The 25070-nt window shown below is 38.1% G+C and carries 21 protein-coding genes; 8 read left to right on the top strand and 13 right to left on the bottom strand.

The window, feature by feature from the left end; translation table 11 throughout:
• Nucleotides 1-1167 precede the first annotated feature (1167 nt).
• The 4 genes from K8089_RS13220 to purN form a co-directional block, all read right to left on the bottom strand.
• Complete coding sequence (locus K8089_RS13220; protein WP_237603768.1) at nt 1168-3066, bottom strand: amidophosphoribosyltransferase; 1899 nt, start codon at nt 3064-3066, stop codon at nt 1168-1170.
• 58 nt (nt 3067-3124) lie between these two features.
• Nucleotides 3125-4048, bottom strand: coding sequence for a PfkB family carbohydrate kinase (locus tag K8089_RS13215; RefSeq protein ID WP_237603767.1), 924 nt, complete (start codon nt 4046-4048; stop codon nt 3125-3127).
• Nucleotides 4049-4138: 90 nt separating this feature from the next.
• Entirely contained in the window at nt 4139-4774 is a 636-nt protein-coding gene (locus tag K8089_RS13210) for a ribonuclease H1 domain-containing protein (RefSeq protein ID WP_237603766.1), read from the bottom strand.
• A gap of 4 nt (nt 4775-4778) precedes the next feature.
• Nucleotides 4779-5387 carry a phosphoribosylglycinamide formyltransferase gene (gene purN, locus K8089_RS13205; RefSeq protein WP_237603765.1) on the bottom strand — a complete coding sequence of 203 codons (609 nt, stop codon included), beginning with the start codon at nt 5385-5387 and terminating at the stop codon, nt 4779-4781.
• A 225-nt stretch (nt 5388-5612) separates the two neighbouring features.
• On the opposite strand from purN, the gene K8089_RS13200 reads away from it, so the two are divergent.
• The 5 genes from K8089_RS13200 to pyk all read left to right on the top strand — a co-directional run bounded on the left by K8089_RS13200 (nt 5613) and on the right by pyk (nt 9912).
• Nucleotides 5613-5846, top strand: coding sequence for an acyl carrier protein (locus tag K8089_RS13200; RefSeq protein WP_014781833.1), 234 nt, complete (start codon nt 5613-5615; stop codon nt 5844-5846).
• 10 nt (nt 5847-5856) lie between these two features.
• Nucleotides 5857-7110, top strand: coding sequence for a beta-ketoacyl-ACP synthase II (gene fabF, locus K8089_RS13195; protein ID WP_237603764.1), 1254 nt, complete (start codon nt 5857-5859; stop codon nt 7108-7110).
• A gap of 8 nt (nt 7111-7118) precedes the next feature.
• Nucleotides 7119-7862, top strand: coding sequence for a ribonuclease III (gene rnc / locus K8089_RS13190; protein WP_237603763.1), 744 nt, complete (start codon nt 7119-7121; stop codon nt 7860-7862).
• Nucleotides 7863-7989: 127 nt separating this feature from the next.
• Nucleotides 7990-8481: an IPExxxVDY family protein gene (locus K8089_RS13185; protein WP_237603762.1), complete on the top strand. Its 492-nt coding sequence runs from the start codon at nt 7990-7992 to the stop codon at nt 8479-8481.
• Nucleotides 8482-9912: a pyruvate kinase gene (pyk, locus tag K8089_RS13180; protein ID WP_237603761.1), complete on the top strand. Its 1431-nt coding sequence runs from the start codon at nt 8482-8484 to the stop codon at nt 9910-9912.
• Nucleotides 9913-9957: 45 nt separating this feature from the next.
• Here the strand turns inward: pyk and K8089_RS13175 are convergent, their stop codons facing one another.
• The 3 genes from K8089_RS13175 to dinB all read right to left on the bottom strand — a co-directional run bounded on the left by K8089_RS13175 (nt 9958) and on the right by dinB (nt 13430).
• A complete protein-coding gene (locus K8089_RS13175; RefSeq protein ID WP_237603760.1) occupies nt 9958-11328 on the bottom strand; it encodes a T9SS type A sorting domain-containing protein in 1371 nt (456 codons plus the stop codon).
• A gap of 90 nt (nt 11329-11418) precedes the next feature.
• Nucleotides 11419-12180: an SH3 domain-containing protein gene (locus tag K8089_RS13170; protein WP_237603759.1), complete on the bottom strand. Its 762-nt coding sequence runs from the start codon at nt 12178-12180 to the stop codon at nt 11419-11421.
• A gap of 146 nt (nt 12181-12326) precedes the next feature.
• Nucleotides 12327-13430, bottom strand: coding sequence for a DNA polymerase IV (dinB, locus tag K8089_RS13165; RefSeq protein ID WP_237603758.1), 1104 nt, complete (start codon nt 13428-13430; stop codon nt 12327-12329).
• Between the two features lie 142 nt (nt 13431-13572).
• Here dinB and K8089_RS13160 point away from each other — a divergent pair, with 142 nt between their 5' ends.
• Both K8089_RS13160 and K8089_RS13155 read left to right on the top strand, forming a co-directional pair.
• Nucleotides 13573-14217, top strand: coding sequence for an NAD(P)H-binding protein (locus tag K8089_RS13160; RefSeq protein WP_237603757.1), 645 nt, complete (start codon nt 13573-13575; stop codon nt 14215-14217).
• 22 nt (nt 14218-14239) lie between these two features.
• Nucleotides 14240-14710 carry a CYTH domain-containing protein gene (locus tag K8089_RS13155; RefSeq protein WP_237603756.1) on the top strand — a complete coding sequence of 157 codons (471 nt, stop codon included), beginning with the start codon at nt 14240-14242 and terminating at the stop codon, nt 14708-14710.
• A gap of 23 nt (nt 14711-14733) precedes the next feature.
• On the opposite strand, the gene K8089_RS13150 is transcribed toward K8089_RS13155, so the two are convergent.
• The 5 genes from K8089_RS13150 to K8089_RS13130 form a co-directional block, all read right to left on the bottom strand.
• The gene (locus tag K8089_RS13150) at nt 14734-15459 is read right to left on the bottom strand and encodes a copper homeostasis protein CutC (RefSeq protein WP_237603770.1); all 726 of its coding nucleotides are present in this window, start codon (nt 15457-15459) and stop codon (nt 14734-14736) included.
• A gap of 210 nt (nt 15460-15669) precedes the next feature.
• On the bottom strand, nt 15670-17064 hold the full coding sequence (locus K8089_RS13145) for an efflux transporter outer membrane subunit (protein WP_237603755.1): 1395 nt from the start codon (nt 17062-17064) through the stop codon (nt 15670-15672).
• 40 nt (nt 17065-17104) lie between these two features.
• Nucleotides 17105-20302, bottom strand: coding sequence for an efflux RND transporter permease subunit (locus tag K8089_RS13140; RefSeq protein WP_237603754.1), 3198 nt, complete (start codon nt 20300-20302; stop codon nt 17105-17107).
• A gap of 21 nt (nt 20303-20323) precedes the next feature.
• Nucleotides 20324-21460: an efflux RND transporter periplasmic adaptor subunit gene (locus K8089_RS13135; RefSeq protein ID WP_237603753.1), complete on the bottom strand. Its 1137-nt coding sequence runs from the start codon at nt 21458-21460 to the stop codon at nt 20324-20326.
• Nucleotides 21461-21484: 24 nt separating this feature from the next.
• Nucleotides 21485-22018, bottom strand: a complete 534-nt coding sequence (locus K8089_RS13130) for a GbsR/MarR family transcriptional regulator (RefSeq protein ID WP_237603752.1) — start codon at nt 22016-22018, stop codon at nt 21485-21487.
• A 276-nt stretch (nt 22019-22294) separates the two neighbouring features.
• Here K8089_RS13130 and K8089_RS13125 point away from each other — a divergent pair, with 276 nt between their 5' ends.
• On the top strand, nt 22295-23797 hold the full coding sequence (locus K8089_RS13125; protein WP_237603751.1) for a T9SS type A sorting domain-containing protein: 1503 nt from the start codon (nt 22295-22297) through the stop codon (nt 23795-23797).
• A 115-nt stretch (nt 23798-23912) separates the two neighbouring features.
• Here the strand turns inward: K8089_RS13125 and K8089_RS13120 are convergent, their stop codons facing one another.
• Nucleotides 23913-25016: a dihydrolipoyl dehydrogenase family protein gene (locus K8089_RS13120; protein WP_338149259.1), complete on the bottom strand. Its 1104-nt coding sequence runs from the start codon at nt 25014-25016 to the stop codon at nt 23913-23915.
• Nucleotides 25017-25070: the final 54 nt, after the last annotated feature.

The following is a 25070-nucleotide window of genomic DNA, read 5'->3' as shown; positions in this document are numbered from 1 at the left end:
AAACGGCTCGATTGATATTTAGAACTTTGTAATAAAACATCGGATGCTCGCCACCCCGTTCAGATTTGGGTATAAAAAAAGACAAACGAGTGTTTGTCTTTTTTTGCCCCAAATCTACCATGAACTTAACCTACTTATGCTAATGGTATGCTCAAATATATAACATTATCTGATTGCAAATTTTGCTTTTAGACGAAACGCTTGTTTATTCGATGAAACGCTCTATTCGTTAAATCTGGAATTGAAGTTGATTGGTTTAGTTAATATTTTAACACAACTCATCCAAGTCCTGAAAGTGATAATTATTAAATGGTAAACTTTTTTGAGTTTGGAAATTTCCCGTAATATAATATAGGTTGCGTTTAATAGATGATGAGCAACCTTTACAATTTCAGCCGCTTGAAGAAATAGTAGCCTGAAATATTCCAGAGCTTTCTAAAGATTCTATACAACGACCAAAAATTAGTTGTTCGGATAAAAATGTTTAAAAACTCGCAACTCATTCAATTAGAAATTCGAATTGAAACCAAAAAAATACAAACTTTCGCATGCGAGTTGGAAAAACGGCTCGCATAAAGGTTTTGAATTAATAAAGACAATTTGAAAGCTCGCCAATCACGCTAACAGTAATCCATAGTAGAAGTGATAAAATGCAAACTTTCGAATGCGATTCGGAAAAACGGCTCGCATAAAGGTTTTGAATTAATAATGACAATTTGAAAGCTCGCCAATCACGCTAGCAATAATCCATAGTAGAAGTGATAAAATGCAAACTTTCGAATGCGATTTGGAAAAACGGCTCGCATAAAGGTTTTGAATTAATAAAGACATTTCGAAAGCTCGCCAATCACGCTAACAGTAATCCATAGTAGAAGTGATAAAATGCAAACTTTCGAATGCGAGTTGGAAAAACGCCTCGCATAAAGGTTTTGAATTGATAAAGACAATTTGAAAGCTCGCCACCCCGAATTTGGGGCATGAAAAAAGGCAGATCTTTCGATCTACCTTTTTTGCCCCAAATCTTACCATAGACCTAACCTACTTACGCCTAATGGTAAGCCCAAATATAATTCAACTTTTGGCCTTAAAATATTGTGAATCAACAAATTCGTTTAAGTGGATTAGAATTCCGTTAAACGGTGTTTGCGGTGTTAAAAAATTAAAAAATTAATAGGCGCGTTCTGGATTTCCTTCGAAGAAATTGATATAGGCTCTATTAACAACTCGGTTGCCTCCAGCTGTGGGATAATTACCTGTAAAGTACCAATCACCAAGATTTTTTGGACATGCTTTGTGTAAATCATCTACAGATTGAAAGATAAGTTTCACTTTAGCCTTTATATTTTCTTCACTAATAATTTCAGCTATTTTGTCTGAAATTTCTTCATCTGAAAACGGCGCATAAAGTTTTTTGACGTGATTGATAACAGCAGCATCTTCCATTGCCACTTGTTTCTTGCATTGCTGGTAGATGTCTTCAACTATAGTATAAGTTCCACGATCTTTATGAAGCGCTAAAGCTGCTTGAAATGCTACTAAATCTTCAAGACGTGCCATATCAATCCCGTAACAGTCTGGATATCGTATTTGCGGCGCTGAAGATACTACAACTATCTGCTTGGGGTTAAGCCTATCGAGCATTTTTAAGATACTTTTCTTTAAAGTTGTGCCGCGAACAATACTGTCATCAATAATAACAAGATTATCATCGGTTTTTACTACACCGTAGGTTACGTCGTAAACATGCGCTACCAAATCGTCTCTGCTACTATCGTCAGTAATAAAAGTTCTGAGTTTTACGTCTTTAATGGCAATTTTTTCAGTTCTAACTTTATGAGCTTGTATTTCGCGAAGGCGTTCTTCAGTTAAGCTATCTCGTTCCTTGAGAATAGCCTCATTTTTCTGCTTGTTTAATTCGTCTTGGGCTGCTTCTAACATGCCATAAAAGGAAGTTTCGGCTGTATTCGGAATAAATGAAAAAACCGAATTGTCTGTGTCATAATCAATTGATTCCAATACTTTTGGCATCACTAATTTCCCAAGCATTTTCCGTTCTTGGTATATTTCGGCATCACTTCCGCGAGAAAAATATATACGTTCAAAGGAACAGGATTTTCGTTCTAAAGGAGGCAGAATCTCTGAGAGTTTCATCTTTCCATTTTTCTCTATTATTATTGCGTTTCCAGGCTCAAGTTCTTTAACTTCTTCAAAAGGAACATTAAATACCGTTTGGATTGCTGGACGTTCAGATGCCACTACAACTACCTCGTCATCTTGATAGTAATACGCGGGACGAATCCCTGCAGGATCGCGAAGAACAAAAGCATCGCCATGCCCAAGGAGTCCGGCCATTGCATAACCTCCGTCCCAATCTGCGGCCGATCTACGAAGGATCTTTGCTACGTTTAAATGTTTGGCAATATATGGTGAAGCTTCTTGTTTGCTTAAACCTTTGGCTTTTGCTTTTTTATAAAGCTTGCGCACTGCATCGTCTAAAAAGTGACCAATTTTTTCCATCACGGTAACGGTATCGGCCTTTTCTTTTGGATGCATTCCCAGTTTTATAAGTGTGTCGAAAAGCTCGTTGGTATTCGTCATATTGAAATTTCCCGCAATAATTAAGTTGCGGTGCATCCAGTTATTCTGACGTAAAAAAGGATGAACATTCTCAACGCTATTTAAGCCGAAGGTTCCGTAACGCACGTGGCCAAGAAAAAGTTCACCTATATAGGGTATGTTCTTTTTTTGAGCGGCAACATCGTCTTTATATTCGGGATGTTGCGAAAACTCTAAATTTATTCGTTCGTTAATCTGCGAAAAAATATCTTGAATTGGCTGCGCGGCGTTTGATCTAACGCGGCTAATATAGCGTTCCCCAGGATTTACATCCATTTTAATGCTGGCAAAACCCGCACCGTCCTGTCCGCGGTTGTGCTGCTTTTCCATCATTAAATACATTTTGTTTACCCCGTAAAAAGCCGTTCCGTATTTTTCCTTGTAGTATTCCAAGGGTTTCAACAGTCTTACTAGTGCAATTCCACATTCGTGTTTTAAGGCGTCGCTCATAATTTTTCTGAAACTATATAAATGTACAAAAAACGCCCTGAAAATTCAGGGCGCGTATTTAGGTTAATTTGATATCAAATTGTGTTAAGCTTTTAAACTGTTGAATGCGTTGATGCACATCTTTATTTGTAAGCGTGAGCAATCGTTCCGGCCCAAATTTTTCTACACAAAACGAGGCAAGGGCAGAACCATTTATTACAGCATTCTTCATATTGTTATAACTATAATCGCCTGTTCTAGCTAAATAGCCCGTAAAACCACCAGCAAATGTATCGCCCGCGCCAGTTGGATCAAAAACTTCGCGCAACGGCATAGCTGGTGCAAAGAAAACATCGTCTTCACTAAATAGCAAAGCGCCGTGTTCCCCTTTTTTAATTACCACATATTTTGGACCCATTTCCATTATTTTTTGCGCCGCCTTTACCAATGAATATTCGCCTGAAAGTTGTCTTGCCTCTTCATCGTTTATAGTAATTACATCTACTTTGGCAATAACTTTCAATAAATCTTCCAAAGCACTATCCATCCAGAAATTCATGGTGTCAAGCACTATTAGTTTAGGCACATTCATTTGTTCAATTACACCTAGTTGGACGAGCGGGTGTAAGTTTCCTAACATAACCACTTCGGCATCGCGATAATCTTGTGGTACTTGTGGATTGAAGTCTGCAAGCACATTTAGATCGGTTACCAAAGTGTCGCGGGTGTTCATATCATTGTGATATTTTCCGCTCCAAAAGAAGGTTTTTCCATCCTCTACAACCTCAAGGCCCGAAATATCCATTCCGTTTTCTTCGAGCATTTTAAGGTCTTCTTTTGGAAAATCGCCCCCAACAATAGAAACAATTGCGCCATCAACATTAAATTGCGAAGCTGCCAAACCTATATAGGTAGCAGCACCGCCAAGAATTTTATCGGTTTTTCCGAAAGGAGTTTCAATAGCATCAAAAGCTACGGTACCAACGATTACGAGTTTGCTCATAAAAGATTTTTGAAATGAGGTGCAAATTTAATTAAATTAATTAGAACAGAATGAGCTTTTAACAGCTTTGAAAGAATCTTATAGTATGTTTCACTTCCGCCCAAAATCCGCAGGAATTTCACCCCAAGCCTTGGTTTCCCATTTCACGATTTTCGTTTCGTATGTATTGGTTTTTAGCCAATTTTCGGCGCGGGCAACCAATTCAAAAAGAACTTTATTTTTTGCAGATGGCTTCAGTTTTGTATTGCATTTTTTCTTCTTCACCCAGCCCATTGCAATCCGTGAGTCAGTATAAAGAATTCGGTCGCTTCCCTTTTTTTGAAGAAATGCCAAGCCGTGTACTAAGGCTAAAAATTCCCCAATATTATTAGTTCCCTGCTGAAATGGCCCTTGGTGAAAAAGTTGTTTGTGCGTTTGGGTATCAACCCCGCGATATTCCATCTTACCGGGGTTGCCGCTAGAAGCTGCATCTACAGCAATGGAATATAAATTGGGTTCGCCTATTTTTTGAAGCTGTTCTTTTGAAAGTGTCTTTTTCGACTTTTTTCCTTTATAATCGGCGTACTCCTTATTATAAGCTTTTTTGGCTTCGGCAAAAGATTCAAAACTTTTGTATTGTGCGCCTTTAACCCCTTGAATGGAGCGTTTGCACTCCTCCCAACTGCCAAAAATACCAGCGGGATTCCCGAACCAGACTACGTAAAATTTTTGTTTTTTACTCGCCATAACTTTATAGTTCGCCTCCTTTGAAGGAGGGGTTAGGGGTGGATGTTTTTCGTAAAACTTCTTCAACTATTTTCGGAAACCATTCGTATTCCAACTTATGTATTTTTTCGGCAACAGTTTCTGGTGTTTCGTTATCTGAAAGGGTTACTTTTTTCTGTGAAATAATCGCCCCTTCATCGTAATTTTCATTTACATAATGAATGGTTATTCCAGTTTCAACTTCATTATTTTTTACAACTGCTTCGTGGACAAAATTGCCGTACATTCCTTTTCCGCCGTATTTTGGCAGCAATGCTGGATGAATATTTATTACTTTATTTGGAAACTCTTTTAGAATTATTTCAGGAAATTTCAACAGAAAACCCGCCAAAACAATGATGTCTGGCTTGGTTTCTTTCAAAATTTTTAAAACTCCTTCACTTGCAAATAATTCATCTTTCGAAAAAGAAATTGCCGCAACGTTCAGATTTTTAGCACGTTCTAAAACCTTGGCATCTTTCTTGTTTGAAAGCACCTGAACGACCTCGGCAAATTGGGCTCGTTGAAAGTATTTAATAATGTTCTCGGTATTGGTGCCACTACCCGATGCAAAAATTACAATCCGCTTCTTCATTTCCGTTTCCAAAAGTTTTTCTTTGAAGTAAATATTAACAAATAAAACACAAAAGTAAGGCAATAGGGTTTTACTTCGCCCAAAAATGTTTAAATTGGTAGGTCAAAAAATGTATGAGTGTGAAGTGGTTAAAATCATCAAGTTCACATTTTCAACATTAAATGGTGTTTTCAATTAAAATATTTTATTTTTGCCACTTATAATTAAATTTAAAAATCAAGAATTATGTCAGACATTGCATCAAGAGTAAAAGCGATTATCGTAGACAAATTAGGTGTAGACGAAAACGAAGTTGTAAACGAAGCGAGCTTCACTAACGACTTAGGAGCCGACTCCTTAGATACGGTAGAGCTAATCATGGAATTTGAAAAAGAATTTGATATCCAGATTCCAGACGACCAAGCAGAAAATATTGCAACGGTAGGTCAAGCAATTTCCTATATAGAAGCAGCAAAATAAGAATTCTTCTATGGAATTAAAGCGAGTTGTAGTTACAGGCCTTGGCGCCCTTACCCCTATTGGCAACAATATTAAAGAATATTGGGATGGCCTTGTTAACGGGAAAAGTGGCTGTGCGCCCATAACGTATTTTGATGCTGAAAAGTTCAAAACTAAATTCGCTTGCGAATTGAAGAATTTTAATGCAGAAGATCATTTTGACCGGAAAGAAGCTCGAAAACTAGACCGCTTTGCCCAATATGCCTTAGTATCTTCAGATGAAGCAATACAAGATGCAGGAATTAACCTAGATGAGGTTGATAAATTTCGCGTTGGTGTTATTTGGGGAGCCGGAATAGGTGGGCTAGAAACTTTTCAAAATGAAGTTATAAACTTTGCTGAAGGGGATGGAACACCACGTTTCAACCCCTTCTTTATTCCAAAAATGATTGCAGATATTGCGCCAGGAAATATCTCCATAAAGCACGGTTTTATGGGCCCGAACTATACCACGGTCTCTGCCTGCGCATCCTCTGCCAATGCAATGATTGATGCACTCAACTATATACGGTTGGGGCATTGCGACGTTATTGTTACTGGTGGTAGCGAAGCGGCTGTAACGCTAGCCGGAATGGGTGGCTTTAACGCTATGCATGCATTATCTACCCGTAACGAAAGCCCCGAAACCGCATCCCGACCTTTTGATGCAACCCGAGATGGTTTTGTTTTGGGTGAGGGCGCTGGAGCTTTAATCTTAGAAGAGTACGAACACGCGAAAAAACGTGGCGCAAAAATTTATGCCGAAGTAATTGGCGGTGGTATGAGCAGCGATGCTTACCATATGACGGCACCACACCCAGACGGCATTGGCGTGGAACGCGTTATGCTTAACACGTTGCGCGATGCCAATATGAGTTCAGACCAAGTAGATACTATAAATACGCACGGTACTTCAACGCCACTTGGAGATGTGGCCGAATTAAAAGCAATTGTAAATGTTTTTGGTGAACACGCAAAAGACATTAATATTAATTCAACTAAATCTATGACCGGGCACTTATTGGGTGCCGCAGGTGCAATAGAAGCAATTGCCTCTATCTTAGCAATGGAAAATGGCATCGTTCCACCAACAATAAATCACACCACGGTAGACGAAAATATTGACCCGTCCCTAAACCTCACGCTTAATAAAGCGCAAAAACGAGACATTAAAGTTGCTATGAGCAATACCTTTGGGTTTGGCGGGCATAACGCATGTGTACTCTTTAAAAAACTCGATGCCTAAAGAATTAAATGGCTTCTATTAAAAACATATTTTCTTCCCGTCCAGAGCGAAACGGGGAATTTTTTAATTCCCTAAAGAAAATATTAGGGTTTAAGCCAAAAAATCTAACAATTTACCAAACCGCATTTACCCATCGTTCAACAAACGAAAAAAACCCGAGCGGCTTACCCCAAAATTACGAACGACTCGAATTTTTAGGCGATGCTATGCTTGGCGCGGTAATCGCAGCCCACTTGTTTAAAAAAGTACCAGATGGCAACGAGGGTTACTTAACAAAAATGCGAAGTAAAGTAGTAAGTCGCGAGCACCTAAACGAATTAGGCCGCGATTTAAACTTGATAAAATTTTTAAAAACTACAATTCCAACGCAACAATTTAGCGGTAATATTTACGGCAATGTATTTGAAGCATTGGTAGGCGCTATTTATTTGGATCGCGGATTTAAATACTGCGAAAAATTCATTCAAAAAAGAGTGATTAAACCCTACGTAGATATTAAAAAACTCGAAGGGAAGGTTATTAGCTATAAAAGCCTTTTTATTGAGTGGTGCCAAAAAAACAAAAAGGATTTTAACTTTGAAATTTACGAAGACACCGGTAAAGACGAATTAAAACACTTTGCCGTTCGATTAAAATTAGACGACGAAATTGTAGCCAAAGCCCGCGCCACTTCAAAGAAAAAAGCCGAAGAGCGAGCCGCGAAAAGAGCGTTTTATAAACTTCACATTAAGGTAGATTCTGAAAAACCTTAACCGTAAACGTTATATTTCTGTCAAATTTAAGCCAACCAACTTGCAATCTTAGTTTATGCTTGCAAAGTTGTTTATTTTTGCATGAGATGGCAGCTACTTAAGTTCTGCCAGCCAAACAATAAGTTAGATGGCAAATCATAAATTAATTTTAGACGACGATTTTGAAGAACCTTTTACACTTATAGCAATTCATTGCAGTGAAGAAGATTATAAACTGGCGTTTTTACTGAATAAACATCTCGATATGAGATTGCACCGAAAACGTTCAGATTTAGATTTTTCAACCGAAGGATTATTAATTACATTTCCTTTGTTTGAGTTTGAAGATGTTCAAAAGTACACTCACTTTTATTTAGTTGCTAATAAATGTAAATCGGTTGGAGCAAGTTTACAAAGCTCGGGAGGGCTTTTTGCCGAATTGGTAACCGAAAAATCTAGCATACATTATTTGTTGCCCGAATTAAAACAAGTAGATTATTTTTTAAAAATCTATTCAGATTTTGAAACAGTACCCTTAAAAAAGATACTTTCAGAATTAAATGAAATTAAACAAGTTATTTCTGCCTATTCGGTTGAAATAGACAATATAAAATCTAAAAACAATTTAATTTTCGATTAAATGTTAAACCAAAAAAGAACAAAAATAGTTGCCACACTTGGGCCATCTACAGCGTCGAGAGAAGTTATTAAACATATGATCTTGGAAGGCGTAGATGTATTTAGAGTAAATTTCTCACACGCCGAATACAGCACGGTTAAAAATACAATTGTTACCATACGCGAACTTTCGGAAGAATTAGATATCCACGTAGCCATCTTGGCCGATTTACAAGGCCCTAAACTGCGCGTTGGAATGATGAAGGAAGAAGTGGTAGTACAACCGGGCGACGAACTATTTTTCTGTACCGGCGAAGAATTTGAAGGCAATAGGAAAAAAGTTTATATGAATTATGACAACTTTCCTAAAGATGTAAATAAAGGTGAAAGGGTACTATTAGACGATGGAAAATTAATTTTTGAAGTACTCGATACAAACAATAAGGATGAAGTAAAAGTTATGGTAATCCAAGGCGGGCCGTTGCGTTCCAAAAAAGGAGTAAATTTGCCCAATACCAATATCTCGCTTCCGGCCCTTACCGAAAAAGACAAACAAGACGCTGTTTTCGCAATTGAACAAAAAGTAGATTGGATGGCACTTTCCTTTGTACGCCACGCCGAAGATTTAAAAGAATTACAGGCACTTATTGAAGCCCATTCAGAATACAAAATACCCATCATTGCCAAAATTGAAAAGCCCGAAGCGGTCCAGAATATTGACAAAATTGTTGCCTATTGCGACGGATTAATGGTAGCTCGTGGCGATTTGGGCGTAGAAGTGCCTGCCGAGGAAGTGCCGCTTATTCAAAAAGAATTGGTGCTTACCGCAAAACGAGCGCGCATCCCGGTAATCATTGCCACCCAAATGATGGAGACGATGATAACCTCGCTTACACCAACCCGTGCCGAAGTGAACGATGTGGCAAACAGCGTGATGGACGGCGCCGATGCCGTAATGCTTTCTGGTGAAACTTCTGTGGGTAATTATCCTGTGGCCGTAATTAAAACCATGGCCAAAATATTAAAAAGCGTAGAAAATTCTGAATTGATACGCGTACCCCAAGAGCCACCACAAATAAAGACCAATCGATACATCACAAAATCTATCTGCTATCACGCTGCACTTATGGCCAACGAGATTGAGGCACAGGCCATTTGTACTCTAACCAATAGTGGTTATACCGCCTTCCAAATTTCGGCCTGGCGGCCTTCAGCGCATATTTTGGCCTTTACCAGCAACAAACGCATTCTGGCCCGCTTAAATTTACTTTGGGGCGTAAAGGCGTTTTATTACGATAAATACGTAAGTACCGATGAAACCGTGGAAGACGTAAACCGTATAGCTTTTGAAAGCGGCTTTGTACACAAGGGCGATTATTTAATCAATCTTGCGGCTATGCCCATTGTAGATAAGGGAATGGTAAATACGCTACGTGTGTCGCAGGTAATGTAAATTTAAACTTTGACAAAGTTTTGAACTTTGTCAAAGTTGAAAATGCTATTTCTTGATTATTTTTTGGTTGAATTGCCCACTTTCGGTTTTTAGGTTTAAAAAATACATACCGCTTTCAAGGCTCGAAATATCCACTTGTTGCTTGTTTCCTTGCAATTGAAGCACCTTTTTGCCCAAAATATCAAAAACCGCAGCGCCTATAATACTTTCGGTGTTAGCATCTATATAGAGTAAACCATCAGTAGGGTTTGGGTAGATCTTTATGGTATCGATTTGGTTTACCTCAACACCTAAAATGGTCAGGTTTTCATACCACGCTATTTTGTCATCGTTTTGGGAAGAAGCTATCACGTCCATATCGCCGTCATTATCAATATCTGCTGCTATAACGGAACGGGGCGATTGCACTTCGGTACTGATCGTGTTTTTCGTGCTGAAATTTCCTTGCCCATCCAAATTCTCGAACCAGACAATTTCTCCGCCAAAAGTTTCAACACTAGTTGCCAATACATCAATATCCCTATCGTTGTCTAGATCGGCTGCAAAAACCGTCCAAGCATTTTCCAAGGTATCGGTTATCGTGCTTTTTGGGCCAAAATTGCCCAAGCCATCCAAATTTTCGTACCAAGCCACCTCATTATCCCCTGGTGATGCTGAAAAAACATCCATATCGCCATCGCCATCGGCATCAGCGGCAAAGATGACATTTGAATAAGATCCAATCTCATTAATGGAATGACGTATACCAAAAGTACCAATTCCATCCATGTTTTCTATCCAAAATATCCTTTCTGTATCAGATGAATTACCTAGAATATCCACATCCCCATCATCATCCATATCCACTGCTACAACAGAACGCGAATTGCTAATTGTATTGTCAATAATTTTAGTAGTGCTGAAATTCCCTTGCCCATCCAGGTTTTCATACCATGCCAAACCTAAAAAATCTGAAGCTGATATTATATCCATGTCGCCATCACCATCTATATCTGCTATACTCAAGGAAGATGCTCCATCCGCTTGATCACTTATTATTTTTTGAGAGCTAAAATCCCCATTACCATCTAAGTTTTCATACCAAACTACCGAATCAATAAAATATGCAACAGCCATCAGATCAATATCACCATCTCCATCAATATCAGCAGCAGAAACGAATGTCGTTTCGTTTAAAGTAGCAATCAAATTTTCTGAACCAAAAGTTCCAAGGCCATCCAAGTTTTTATACCACGTAATTGAATTGCCAAATTTATTTGCAGATACTAAATCTGAATTTCCATCGCCATCTATATCTGCTGCTACTATTATTTGGGTTCCATTTGCAGTTTGGGTAATTATTTGTTGGGGGCCAAATTGTGCAAAACTTTTAAAGCTAAGTAGGATAATGGCAATTATATATAAATATCTTATCATATTTTTTTGTGTAAAAAGACGGCCTCAAAATTTGAGATCGTCCAAATTTAAACTTTGACAATGTCCAAATCTTTGTCAAAGTTAATAGTTTTAATCCGCCACCTCCACCTTTTCCAGTTTCATCCCCTCCGCTTCCTCGGTAATGGTTACGGTATAGCCAAACCCGGTAGTTTTGTAAAAGTACACTATTTTCTGAAGCACATTTTCGTTTCGGGAAATTTGAAGTTCGCTAATAAAATCGCCCTTCTTTTTATCGTTATTTTGTTGCGTTTCGCTATTGGCTCCCTTTGGGTTCGGAAAAGCAAACTGCCGCGGAATATCAAAAAGCTGCTGCGCCGTAAAAAACGCTTCATGCCATTTGTTTGTAGGGAGTATTAATGTTTCGGTTTTGGTGGGCTTGCTCGCCGTTCCGCCCGTAGCTTCGGAATAGCTTACCTTCGGAAAATCCTTTCTCAATTCTTCAGCATAAAGCTTTGCCGAAGCATCTTCCCCGGGAGGGAAAAATTTCGACAGAAAACCGTTAAAGGCAAACCCTTTTTGGTTGTTGAATTCCACTTCGTCCATTGCGCCATCAATTCCGCCTACATTCATCGTTGTTTTTCCTTCGGCATTTACAATTTTCACTTTCGTACCCAAAGGCATTACGGTAAGTTTCGCACTTTGCAGATTGGGAAATTCCCGCAAGGTCAAACCACTTACAGCAGTAACATACAAAGCATCGGGCGCAGTTTCCGTAGGGATGGAATCTGTTACAACAGTTTGTGTTTCTTCGTTAGTTTTGGCGTCGTTTTTACAGGAAAATAGAAAGGTGAAACCTGCAAGGGCAAGGATGGAAAAAGCTACGGTTTTCATAAGCTGAAGTTTTAAATTAGTTTAAAGATACGTAGTCTTTTTTTCATATAAAATTTTCGGTTTTATGTCCTCTCCAACCCCTCCATTCTTCGGCTACGCTCAATAATCTAGAAGTGGAGCTGAGTTCCTCTCTTTTCAAGGTGGGACTAAAATTCGAGCTTCAATTGCACATCAATTGATTCTTTTAAAACTTCCTTTTTCTTTGAAGTTTCGTTGTTTAGGTTCGAAATTGAAATTCCCAACAACCGTACCGACTCCTTCATTTTTTCCTGATATAACAATTCTTTAACTACATTTAAAATCAATTCTTTGGAAGAAATAAACTGTGGAATCGTTTTACTGCGCGTCTGTAATGTGAAGTCGCGATATCTAATTTTTAAGGTTACAGTCTTTCCTGCAATTTTGCTTCGAATTAAACGATTTTCAACCTCGGAAGCAATTTCATCAAGTCTTTCCATCATAAAAATTTCCGAAGAGATATTTTCAGAAAACGTGTGTTCCGCTGCCAATGATTTTTGAATTCGTGTGGGTTTTACTTTGCTGTTATGAATTCCGCGAACCACTTTATAATAAAAGCCACCGCTTTTTCCGAAGTTTTCCTCCAAAAATTCGAGCGATTTTTCTTTTAAATCCTTCCCGGTAAAAATGCCCAAACGATACATTTTTTCCTTCGTTACTTTCCCTACGCCGTAAAATTTCTTCACATCCAGCGTTTCTAAAAACGGCTCAACCTCCTCCGGTCCCAATGTTTTTTGCCCGTTGGGTTTGTTGATGTCGCTTGCTATTTTTGCAACGAATTTATTGATGGAAATTCCCGCAGAGGCATTTAAGCCAGTTACTTCTTTTATTCTTTTTCGAATTTCTTCAGCAATCATCGTGGCGCTGGGATTGCCTTTCTTGTTTTCGGTTACGTCCAAGTAGGCTTCATCTAGCGATAGTGGCTCCACCAAATCGGTAAATTCTAAAAATATTTGTCTAATCTGTTTTGAAACCTCTTTGTAGCGGTCAAAATTGGTTTTTACAAAAATTAATTCGGGACAAAGTTTTATAGCCATCGCGCCGCTCATCGCGCTTCTAATACCAAATTTTCTAGCTTCATAACTTGCAGCTGCCACCACCCCGCGGGCAGAACTTCCGCCCACCGCCAACGGTTTTCCGCGCAATTCAGGATTGTCCAACTGCTCAACAGACGCATAAAAAGCGTCCATGTCTATGTGGATAATTTTGCGCAAGGGCATTTCGTTTAGCATACGGTAAATTTACTGTCTTTTAAGTAATCAAAACCTAACAGGTTTCAAAAACCTGAATTCCTATCCCCGAAGGTTTTGAAAACCTTTGAGGTTTTATTAACTTCCCGCAAGGTTTTCAAAACCTTGTTGGTATATTTAGACTATGAAATCAGCAATCATTTTAGGCGCCACAGGACTCACAGGAAGTATTTTATTAGAGAAGCTTTTAACAGATGCTTCCTTTGAAAAAATAAAACTTTTTTCTAGGAGTTCCGTAGAAAACAATTCCCCAAAAATTGAAGAACATCTAATAGATATGTTTCAATTGGAAGCTCATTCCGAAGCATTTAAAGCAGATGTTGTTTTCTGCTGTATTGGCACCACAAAAGCCAAAACACCCGACAAAGAAATCTATAAAAAGATTGATTACGGCATACCCGTTGCCGCTGCAAAACTTGCAAAACAAAACGGGATTGAAAAGTTTATCGTAATTTCAGCATTGGGGGCAGATGAAAAAAGCAGTATATTTTACAATAAAGTAAAAGGCGAAATGGAACGTGATGTTTTACAACAAAACATTGAAAACACGTATATTCTTCAGCCTTCATTAATTGTTGGTGACCGAAACGAAAGCCGATTGGGCGAAGAAATTGCGACTTTTTTTATGAAAACTATTGGATTTTTAATTCCGAAGAAATACAAAATGATTAAAGCCGAAACCATTGCCAAAGCGATGCTTGTTTTAGCTAAAGATGGTTATTCTGAACAAATTATTACATCAGAAAAAATTAAAGGGATTGTTAATTGAAACGTTTTTATATTCAAAATAAATGCAGGAAATAGAACGTAAATTTTTAGTGACTTCAGAAGCTTTTAAAAATGAAGCCCACAAACGCACGCACATTGTACAAGGTTTTCTAAATGCAAATCCGGAGCGCACGGTACGAATTCGAACACGAGCAAATGACGGTTTTCTAACTGTAAAGGGCAAAGCTAACAAGTCGGGTCTTTCGCGTTTTGAATGGGAAAAACAAATCTCACTTTCTGAAGCCGAAGATTTGCTTCACCTTTGTGAACCGGGCATTATAGAAAAAACACGTTACGAAGTTTCAAGCGGAGACCATACTTTTGAAGTGGATGAATTTAAAGGTGAAAACGAAGGATTAATTATAGCCGAAATAGAACTAGGTTCAGAAAATGAACCTTTTTCAAAACCCGAATGGCTGGGTGAGGAAGTTACCGGCAATATTAAATACTACAATTCGCAATTGAGTAAAAACCCTTTTAAAAATTGGATTTGAAGAAAGTAACAGTTGGCAGTTTGCTAATCCAAAAGTTGACAAATTTTCACAATTGTTTCGACATTTGATGTTGCAATAATTCCCTCTTCAAAAAAAGAATCGCTGTGCATAGAAACTTTCGGTTTTTTCGTAAGTACTTGCTTTTTGTTTGTTGCCGAAAGATGAATACTTCTAAATCCAACTTCTTTAAATTTCAAGGCATTTTCTACATTGATTCCGCCGCCGGGCATAATTTCCATTTCTTCTTTTGAAATATTTTGAAGTTCTTTCAGCAGTGAAATCCCTTCGATTGCTGTAGGTTTTTGACCTGAAGAAAGTAATCTATCCACTTTTAGATCCATTAGATTTTGAAGTTCTTCCAAAGGATTTTCAACCCAATCAAACGCTCGATGAAAAGTGAATTCCATTCCTTCGGAAGCGGTTATCATTTGTTTCGTTTTTTTTAAATTAATTTTGTTTTCCGAAGTTAAAAATCCGCTTACAATTCCTGCACAACCCAACTTTTTACAGAATGCAATATCGCGCAGCATCACATCAAATTCATCTTCGGAATAGGTGAAATTTCCACTTCGCGGACGAATTAAAACGTGGGTAGGAATATTTAATTCTGAAATCACTTTTTCAATTAAACCGTGGCTTGGCGTAAGACCGCCCACCGAAAGTTCGGTGCAAAGTTCTATTCGGTTTGCGCCTGCAAGTTGCGCGGCTTTGGCACTTTCAAAACTATTTGCGCAGATTTCAATTTGTATATAATTCAACTTTGATAATGTTTTAAACTTTGTCAAAGTTAAATCATTGAACTATTACTTCGTCGATAAACGTACAAGCTTTCTGACCAAGCACCCTGCACTCTATTAATGATGGGCGGGGAAGGGTTTTCCGTTATGCTAAAAAAAAACCTGCCTTGAAAAATTCAAGACAGATTTTCAACTATCAACAATAAAAAAACTATGAAAAAACTATTGCCAGCCGCCGCCCAAAGCTTCGTATAAATCTACGATGGATTGCAGTTGGCTATTCTTTGCATTAATTAAATTTAAACTGGAATTTAGCGCGTTTTCCTGCGCTGTCAATACTTCTAAATAATTTGCGAAACCGTTGTTTAAAAGCTCTTCAGAAAAATCGGTCGCGAGGGTATAGGCTTTAAATTCTTTCTCCTTAACCGCAATTTTTTCGGTGGCTGCTTCGTAGCTGTACAGTGCATCCGAAACTTCTTTACTGGCATTGATAATGGCATATCTAAAATCTAAATATGCCTGTTCTTGTTTTGCTTGCGAAACTTCGTATTGTGTACGAATTTGACGCTTGTTGAAAATAGGCTGCGTTAAACCACCAATTATACTTGCAAACAACGAGTTAGCGCTAAAAAGTTTATCAATTTCCATATTTTGAAATCCGCCCGTCGCCGAAAGCGTTAACGATGGGTAAAAACTAGCACGCGCTACATTTGTAAGCTCAAAGGCATTCATCAAACTGTATTCGGCAGCAATTACATCGGGTCTATTTCGAAGTAATTGAGCGGGAACACCGGTTTTTAAAGCCACTTCTAAGTTTTGATTTTCTAAACTCCCGCGTTCAACCATTCGCGGCGCGCTTCCCATTAATATGGACATTGTATTTTCTAATAAACGCGCTTGGTTTTTTAAATCGATTAAAATTCCTTGGGCGTTGTACAATTGTGCTTCGGTCTGTTTTACACCTACTTCGGTAACGTTTCCGGCTTCTTTTAAAGCTTGGGTTGTTTCCAAACCTCTGGAACGCGTATTTATGGTTTCTTCGGTAACTTTTATTTGTTCATCCAAAGCCAGCAATTGGTAATAAACCGATGCGATATTTGCAATCAATCTACTTTTTACGGCTTGGTGCGCTGCAAAACTTTGCAGATACGAGGCTTGAAAAGCACGTTGATTACTGCGTATTTTTCCCCAGATATCGGCTTCCCAAGAAAGACCGGCGCTTAATTCGTATTGTCCAATTGAAGAAATATCGCCAAATTGATTTGTAGCTGGCAATTCCTGATGGGTGTATTGCGCTTTGCCACTTAACGAAGGAAAATAACCAGCCTTGCCCTGTTTTACGTATGCTTCAGCTATTCGAATTTGCTGAAGCGCAACGCGAATATCCATATTGTTTTGCAGTCCTTCTTCAATATAATTTTGAAGTATGGGATCTGTAAACAATTCTTTCCAAGAAAGTGAAGCAATAGTTAAGGTGTCTACTGGAAGATTATCGGTTCTGTAATTGGCTTCGTTTACTACTTGTGGTCGTTCGTAATCTTTTGCCGCAAAACATGAAACTAAGATAAACGGAATACTTAGAACCAACAGGAATGAATAAATTCTATTTGTTTTCATCTGTTTGATTTTTGAATCTTTTAAAAATGAATTTATTTGATTATTCATTGTTTTCGTTATTTTCAATTAATTTATCACCTGTTTCAACAACTAAATGTTCTTCGGAAATCTCTTGATTATCTGTTGGTGCGCCAGACATTTTTTCTTGCAACCATTGAAAGAGAATAAAGAGAATTGGAATCACAAATACGCCTAAAACAGTACCAATAAATAGTCCGCCAACCGCACCGGTACCAATAGATCGGTTTCCTGCTGCACCCACGCCACTTGAGAACACCAAAGGCATCAACCCAAAAATAAAGGCAAAGGAAGTCATTAGTATTGGTCGCAGTCTGGCTTCGGCTCCATCGATCGCAGCATCGAGAATTGACTCGCCGTGTTTTCTTCGCTGTAGGGCAAATTCAACAATAAGAATAGCATTTTTGGCTAATAGCCCAATGAGCATTATTAAAGCAATCTGGAAATAGATATTGTTCTGCAAGCCCATGAGTTGTGTTGAAATGTATGCGCCAAAAACCCCGACTGGTAAAGAAAGTAAAACAGCGAAAGGCAATAAATAACTTTCGTACTGTGCCGCTAGCAAAAAGTAAACGAAAACCAACGATAATATAAATATGGTTGTTGTTTGATTGCCCGCGTTTTTTTCTTCTAAAGTAAGACCGGAATATGCAATATCAAAATTACTCGGAAGGGTTTTGGTAACCTCTTCAACGGCCTTAATTACATCACCCGAACTATAACCCGGAGCCGAAGCGGCGGTTACTTTTGTTGAATTAAACAGGTTGAAACGCGTTACCGATTGCGGCCCGTAAACCCTTTTTAATGAAACAAATTGCGTTATTGGCGTCATTTCGCCGCTGGCAGTACGCACGTAAATACTGTTCAAATCGCTTTCTGTGGCTCTATCTTCCGGCAATGCTTGCACGTAAACACGGTATTGTTTTCCGAAGCGGGAAAAATCTGCTGCGAAAATACTTCCTATATAACCTTGCAGTGTATTAAAAATACTTTGCACAGAAACGCCTACTTCCTTTGCCAATGGCACATTGAGTGTCATTTCATATTGTGGATAACGCGTGTTGAACGAGGATTGCGCATATTGAATCTCGGGACGTGCGGTAAGTTTTTGTATAAATTCTTGATTGGCTTTATCTAAATCTGTAAAACTTCCGCCGGAACGGTCTAACAGATTTACTTCTGCACCTGCTGAATTACCAAATCCAGGAATACTCGGTGGCGAGAAGAAAATAATTTGTGCCTCCGGTATTTGTGCTGCAACCCCGAAAAGCATTCCCGTAATTGCTTGTGCCGAAAGTGAATCTTCTTTTCGATCGTTCCAATTGTCAAGTCTAATAAATCCTAGTCCATAGTTGCTTCCGGCGCCACTAATTAAACTACGTCCGTCAATTAGCGATACACCTTGAACTCCGGGTAGATTTTTAATTTTAGAATATAGAATTTGGTTTACTTCGTGCGTTCGGTCTATAGACGAACCCGCCGGAAGTTCCATATTCATAAAAATAATACCACGATCTTCATCGGGAACGAATCCTGTTTTTGTAACTGAAGAAGACCAATAAATACCACCTACTGTTAAAAGTAAAATGAGGACGGTAATCCATTTATGTCTGTACAGAAAATGAACCGATCTTCCGTATCTATCTACGGTAGCTTTAAACCCTCTGTTAAAACTGTTGAAAAATTTCTGAATAAATCCAGGTTTGTTGCTGTTCTGTTTTTCGTCGTGACCTTTCAAAAACAAGGCACATAATGCAGGTGTTAAGGTTAAAGCGTTGACGGCAGAAATTAATATTGCAACAATTAAGGTTACACCAAATTGTTCATAAAATACACCCGTTGGTCCTTTTATAAAAGTAACGGGAATAAATACCGCAGACATCACCAAGGTAATGGAAACAATTGCTCCCGTAATATCGCGCATTGCATTCACAGATGCTCTTTTGGCACTTTTTTCGCCATCGTCAATCTTTGCGTGGACGGCTTCAACGACCACAATTGCGTCATCCACCACAATACCAATTGCCAATACAAGTGCGAAAAGTGTAAGTAGATTTATGGAATACCCGAATAAATTTAAAAAGAAAAACGTACCAATAATTGAAACCGGAACCGCAATTGCAGGTATTAACGTAGAACGGAAATCCTGTAAAAAGATAAAAACAACGAGGAAAACCAAAAGGAAGGCTTCAACTAAAGTAGTAACCACTTTTTGAATAGAAGCGTTCAAAAAATTATTGGTATCATACGGAATATAATACGTAATGCCTTGAGGCAAATCGCGCTCTACCTTTACAAGCTCCAGTTTAATTGCATCAATAATTTCCTGTGCGTTAGAACCTTTAGTTTGAAAGATACCCATATTTACCGCTGGATAGCCGTTTGTTACCGAACCACCTGAGTAAGACTGTGCACCGAGTTCAATTTTAGCTACATCGCTCAATTTTAAGAAATCGCCATTGCCCAAAGCTTTTATAATAATGTCGCTGTATTGTTGTTCGGTTTTGTAACGCCCTGGGTATTTTATGGTATACGAAAAAGCTTCTCCGTTATTTTCACCCAACGAACCAGCAGCAGCTTCAAGACTTTGTTCTTTCAATGCTGCTACAACATCGGATGGCATTAAACTATAAGCTGCAAGTTTTTGTGGGTTTAACCAGATTCGCATAGAATAATCCTTTCCACCGAAAACGCTTACATCTCCAACCCCGTTAACCCTTTGTAATTCTGGAATAACGTTTATTTTTAAATAATTTTGAAGATACGTATCGTCGTAATCTGTGTTGGTGCTATAGAAAGAAAGGAACATCAATGCCGAAGTTTGCTGTTTTGAAACAGTAACCCCAGTTTGTAGTACGGCTTGTGGCAACAAAGAGTTGGCGCGTGCCACACGGTTCTGCACATTTACCGCGGCAATGTCTGGATCAATATCCTGATCAAAAAATACACTAATGGAAGCGGTTCCATTATTGGTGGCGGTAGAGCTAAGGTAGGTCATTCCTTCCACCCCGTTTATTTGTTCTTCCAACGGAATAATCACGCTTTCAAGAATTGTTTCAGCATTGGCACCGGGATACGATGCATTTACCTGAATAGTGGGCGGAGCGATATCTGGATACTGGGTAATGGGAAGATTAGTAAGTCCCAAAATACCTAGAATCACTATAATTATTGAGATAACCGTAGAAAGTACGGGTCTATTTATAAATGTTTTTATCATGGTTTTTTATTTCTGAAACGGTTATCTAAATAAAGTTTCGGTAGGTTTTGCAATGCTATCGAAAGGCATTTCCTGTGGATTTATTTTTGAATTACCACGTAATTTATTTGCACCTTTTGCAACAATTACATCGCCTTTTTCTAATCCAGAAGTTACCACATAAAGATTTTCAACTGCCGCTGAAGTACCAATTTTTGAAGAAGTAGCCGTACTATCTTTTCCTACTTTATACACATAAATATTCCCTTGCTGTTCAAAAGTAGCTTCCTGTGGCACTACAATTACATCGGTATAGGTTTTTGGCACTTGAATTTTTCCGCTGTTGCCGCTTGTTAAAATTCGAGATGGATTGTCGAAAATGGCTCTAAACGAAATAGAACCCGTATTGGCATTAACCTGTGAATTAATAGTTTCAATGGTTCCTTCTTCTTCGTATAAGCTTCCGTTTGCCAATAATAATCGCACTTTAGGAAGTTTTGCTATTTTTTCTTCTATAGTTTTTCCTTCGGCATTCTGCATAAAGTCTAAATATTCCTTTTCATTCATTGAAAAATAGGCATATACTTTACTAATATCTGCAACCGTCGTCATAGGTATTTGCGACGATGGACTTACCAAAGCACCTTTCCGAAGATTTATAGATCCCACAAAACCATCAACAGGGCTTTTTATGTTTCCAAAATCTATGTTTGCAGCAATACTATTATAACTGCTTTTGGCCTGTTGCAATTTGGCTTTTGCCGTTTCCAATTGCACATTGCTAATAATGTTTTTTTCCACCAAAGGTTTCAATTTATCAACCTCAACTTGGGCAGCGTTAACATTGGCACGAGCCGCAGCGGCATCTTGGTTTAAAACTTGGGTTTCTAACCTAAAAAGGGTTTGACCTTTGTTTACTTTTTGACCTTCGTCTACCAAAACATCTGTTATATAACCCGAAATTTTAGCCCGTACTTCACTGTTTACAATTCCTTCAATACTTGCAGGATATGAAGTATAAGCTGTCACGGTTTTTGTAGGCACACTTACTACAGGCAAGGTTGGAGCTTGTTGCCCAAATTGTGCCTGCTGTGCGTTTTTCTTGTCTCCGCAGGAAGCTAATAATAACGAAAACCCAAAAATTAGGGGAAGTGCGTAATATAGATTTTTACTTTTCATTGTTGATTTTAATAAGTTGATTTTTTATTCTTTTTCGGCTAATTTTTCTCGTAATTTTTTAATAGAAGCACTTGCTTGCTCCAGAAAACTGATGTAATCTTTATGAAAGTCAAGTTCAAATTTCTCGTCGGAATTTTCAGGTAATGAACTATTAATTTCTTCTTTGTAAACCATCACTTCACGATGCAGTACACTTTCTAATTCCCAATTTTGTAACATTTCTGTCATCGACTTAATCATGGCATCTGGCGAAAGGATAAAATATTTTTTTCTGTCGCCAGGTTTTGTAAAGTAAGTAACTCGTTGAGTAGCTTGTAAATTGGTTAAGTGCGAAGAAATTGTGCTTTTGCTTGCACATAAATCGCAAACCAAATCTTCAAAGGTAATCCCTCTTCTTCCGGTTAAAATAAGTTTTGAAAGTATGCGGGCAGCCAACGGTGCTATCTGCTCCTTATTTTCAAGGTGCACCCCTAATCTCTCTACTAACTTTTCTTTTTTACTCACAATATGAATTAATTCAAAAAATTTAAGCGGCAAAAATACGATTGGTTCGGACATAACCGAACCAACGTTGTATTAAATTTGTGTTAAATTAATTTTGAAGTGTTTTTTAACATATTCAAAAATTCGTAAAAGAAGCATTTTAAAAAAGAGAAACCTTTAAAATATTAAGATAATAATTCTGAAAGCGTATTTCAAAAATTATTGTTTTCTACTTTTTTCGAATTTTTTAACTGTGCTCATCCCTTTGAGGCACAGAGATTAAAGCCAGAATTGGTGAAGTTTGGTAACTAAAAAATGATATCTTCGGCGAAAATTTTAAAACCTAATAAAATGAACAAACTTTATTCTTTAGTTCTGCTTTTGGCAGTAACATCCCTTTCTTATGCCCAGTCGGGAGTTTTAGACACTTCTTTTGGCACCGATGGTTTTGTAACCACCGTGGTTAATGGTACGTACAACTACTCCAAAGGTTCTATTGTGCAACCAGATGGTAAAATTATTGTTGTGGGTCAGGCCGGTGAAGCATCAAATTACAAGGCTTTTGCCACTCGCTACAACACTGATGGCACATTAGACACATCTTTTGGAACCAACGGCTCGCAGGTAGTTGCTGTAGGTCCTGTAAAATCATTTGCTACAGATGTTGCACTACAAAACGACGGAAAAATTGTTGTAAGTGGTTACACTTGGGACAATGTGACTGGCGATATATTTGTAATTCGTTTTAATGCTGATGGAACATTTGACAATACTTTTGGCACAAATGGTATTTCTATCGCCGACAATTCTACAGATGTTTCTGAAACAGTAGCTATTCAAAATGACGGTAAAATATTAGTTGGTGGATATACAGATGATAATTTTACAGTGGCAAGATTTAATACAGACGGAACAATAGACACAAGTTTTGGTGTTAATGGTTGGTCTATGGCTCAATTTGGTTTCCCAAGCTATAATAGAGATTTGGCGCTTCAAGCCGACGGTAAGATTGTTTTGGGTGGATTCGCGATTGGATCTGTTTATCAATTTGCTGCTGCTCGCTTAAATGCAGATGGTACTATTGATAATACTTTTGGAACCAATGGAATGGTTGCTTTTAACATTGGTAGCGGAAACGATTTCGGTGAAGCTGTTGCAGTACAAGACGATGGCAAGATTTTAATCGGTGGTCATAAATGGATTAGCAATATAGGTCTAAAACATGATTTAGCGGTTGTGCGTTTAAACGCAGATGGTTCTTTAGACACTACCTATGGCACCGATGGTGTAGCTATTGCGCGTATTGTAGATGGCTCTAACTATTCAGACGATATGCTGATTCAATCAGATGGAAAAGTAATTATTGCTGGTTACACTATTCTTAATAATGTGTACGATTTAGCTATGGCACGTTTTAATACAGATGGAAGTTTGGACAACACTTTTGGTACAGACGGAATGGTAAGCACAGATTTTAACGGTCGCGAAGATTACGCAAGTGCGATTGCACTTCAGCCTGACGATAAAATTATTTTGGCAGGAAACTCTTTTAATAGCGGCGCTTCTGATATTCTTGTAGCTCGTTACGACAATATTATTTTGGGAACTGATGAATTTCAAAATATAGATTTCCGATTATATCCAAACCCAGCTAAAGAGCAAATTACTATTGCATTAAACGATGTTTCTTCAAACTATGAGGTTACTATTTTTAATGTTTTGGGTAAAAAAGTTTACGCTTCCGAAATTCAAAAAGTTGGGCAAATTGATGTTTCTGGTTTAGCTTCCGGAACGTATTTGGTAAAACTTAATTCTGATAGCAAATCGAGCGTTGTTCGATTTGTGAAGCAATAATTTTTTCTGAATACTATAAAATTAAAGAGGCTATCTGTAAAGGGTAGCCTCTTTTTTTTGAGCTAATCGTGTAAAAACGTGCGTAGAATTTTACAAAATAAATTCATTCACATTTTTAAACCATTCCCTTAATATCATTTCCCCAAGTTGGATACGCAAAAATCATGGCTTTTAAATTTTCAGTGGTTAATTTTCCGCACATTGCCAAAACAAAAAGGTTTATCATTTCTCCAGCTTCCGAAGCAATAATATGCGCCCCTAAAATCAGGTTACGGTCCTTATCTACTATGGTTTTATAAGCATACACTTTTTCGCTAATGCGTTTTGCATTAAACCATTTGGGAACGCTTTTATATTCCACTGTAATTTTATATCCTTTTTCAAGATCGAGTTTGTCAATTGATGGCACGCGGCCGGCGGTATTAAAAACCATACGCGTATCAACAGATTCTGTTTTGCCGTTCTTTTGGAATGAAACCCTATAATTTTTCTGAAGTTTTTCAACTGCGGAAACCTTTGCGTTAAAAATAAATTTTATACCCAGTTCTTCCGAAGCTTTTGTAAGATGCGACACAATAGCTGCTTCAAAAAGATGAAGTGGTCTGTCGCCAAATTCAATAACAGTAACCTTTGCACCACAACGCGCCGCAATATGCGCGAACTCCATTCCAATATAACCCGCACCAACAAATACAATGCTTTCGGGCAACTCTTTCAAATTCAGAAAATCATCGCTTATCATTAAATGTTCTCTCCCGGGAATTTTTAGTTCCATTGGTTTTTGCCCGGTTGCAATTACTATTTTTTTCGCTTTAACCGTTTTGCCTTCAACTGAAAGCGTGTTTTCATCGAGAAATTTTGGCGATTGATGAAACATATCAATTCCAGCTTCTTTTATTTTCTTTTCTGTGGAAGCGGGTACCGCATCTGTAAACGTAGATTTAAATTCCTGCAGCGCCGCCCAATCTATTTTTGGAACGGTAACAATTCCCTTACCTTCCAAACATTCTGAAAGGTGAATAGCTTCCGTTATTCCCACCAAAACTTTTTTAGGGTCACAACCGCGATTGGCGCAGGTGCCGCCAAATTCACGGTTATCGGCAATTGCTACTTTCATTTCTTCGGCAGCACAGTCGAAAGCCACGGTTTTCCCCGCGGTTCCGGTTCCTATTACAAAAACATCGTATTCTTTTATTGCCATTCTTTGAGATTTCTTCAACTTCAAAGGTTTTATAAATCTTCGAGGTTTATTGTTTTTATTCAATTTCAACTA

The organism is Aequorivita vitellina (assembly GCF_022008365.1).
Lineage (GTDB): Bacteria > Bacteroidota > Bacteroidia > Flavobacteriales > Flavobacteriaceae > Aequorivita > Aequorivita vitellina.
Note: the sequence above shows the minus strand (reverse complement) of the source record. Positions and strands in the feature narration are given on the sequence as shown.

Bases quoted from the DNA above. Each gene is read 5' to 3' on its own strand.
- K8089_RS13125 (WP_237603751.1), top strand. From the start codon at position 22,295: ATGAACAAACTTTATTCTTTAGTTCTGCTTTTGGCAGTAACATCCCTT.
- K8089_RS13200 (WP_014781833.1), top strand. From the start codon at position 5,613: ATGTCAGACATTGCATCAAGAGTAAAAGCGATTATCGTAGACAAATTA.
- K8089_RS13220 (WP_237603768.1), bottom strand. From the start codon at position 3,066: ATGAGCGACGCCTTAAAACACGAATGTGGAATTGCACTAGTAAGACTG.
- K8089_RS13210 (WP_237603766.1), bottom strand. From the start codon at position 4,774: ATGGCGAGTAAAAAACAAAAATTTTACGTAGTCTGGTTCGGGAATCCC.
- K8089_RS13130 (WP_237603752.1), bottom strand. From the start codon at position 22,018: ATGTCCGAACCAATCGTATTTTTGCCGCTTAAATTTTTTGAATTAATT.
- pyk (WP_237603761.1), top strand. From the start codon at position 8,482: ATGTTAAACCAAAAAAGAACAAAAATAGTTGCCACACTTGGGCCATCT.
- dinB (WP_237603758.1), bottom strand. From the start codon at position 13,430: ATGCTAAACGAAATGCCCTTGCGCAAAATTATCCACATAGACATGGAC.
- K8089_RS13160 (WP_237603757.1), top strand. From the start codon at position 13,573: ATGAAATCAGCAATCATTTTAGGCGCCACAGGACTCACAGGAAGTATT.
- K8089_RS13155 (WP_237603756.1), top strand. From the start codon at position 14,240: ATGCAGGAAATAGAACGTAAATTTTTAGTGACTTCAGAAGCTTTTAAA.
- K8089_RS13215 (WP_237603767.1), bottom strand. From the start codon at position 4,048: ATGAGCAAACTCGTAATCGTTGGTACCGTAGCTTTTGATGCTATTGAA.
- K8089_RS13185 (WP_237603762.1), top strand. From the start codon at position 7,990: ATGGCAAATCATAAATTAATTTTAGACGACGATTTTGAAGAACCTTTT.
- K8089_RS13135 (WP_237603753.1), bottom strand. From the start codon at position 21,460: ATGAAAAGTAAAAATCTATATTACGCACTTCCCCTAATTTTTGGGTTT.
- fabF (WP_237603764.1), top strand. From the start codon at position 5,857: ATGGAATTAAAGCGAGTTGTAGTTACAGGCCTTGGCGCCCTTACCCCT.
- rnc (WP_237603763.1), top strand. From the start codon at position 7,119: ATGGCTTCTATTAAAAACATATTTTCTTCCCGTCCAGAGCGAAACGGG.
- K8089_RS13175 (WP_237603760.1), bottom strand. From the start codon at position 11,328: ATGATAAGATATTTATATATAATTGCCATTATCCTACTTAGCTTTAAA.
- purN (WP_237603765.1), bottom strand. From the start codon at position 5,387: ATGAAGAAGCGGATTGTAATTTTTGCATCGGGTAGTGGCACCAATACC.
- K8089_RS13140 (WP_237603754.1), bottom strand. From the start codon at position 20,302: ATGATAAAAACATTTATAAATAGACCCGTACTTTCTACGGTTATCTCA.
- K8089_RS13145 (WP_237603755.1), bottom strand. From the start codon at position 17,064: ATGAAAACAAATAGAATTTATTCATTCCTGTTGGTTCTAAGTATTCCG.
- K8089_RS13170 (WP_237603759.1), bottom strand. From the start codon at position 12,180: ATGAAAACCGTAGCTTTTTCCATCCTTGCCCTTGCAGGTTTCACCTTT.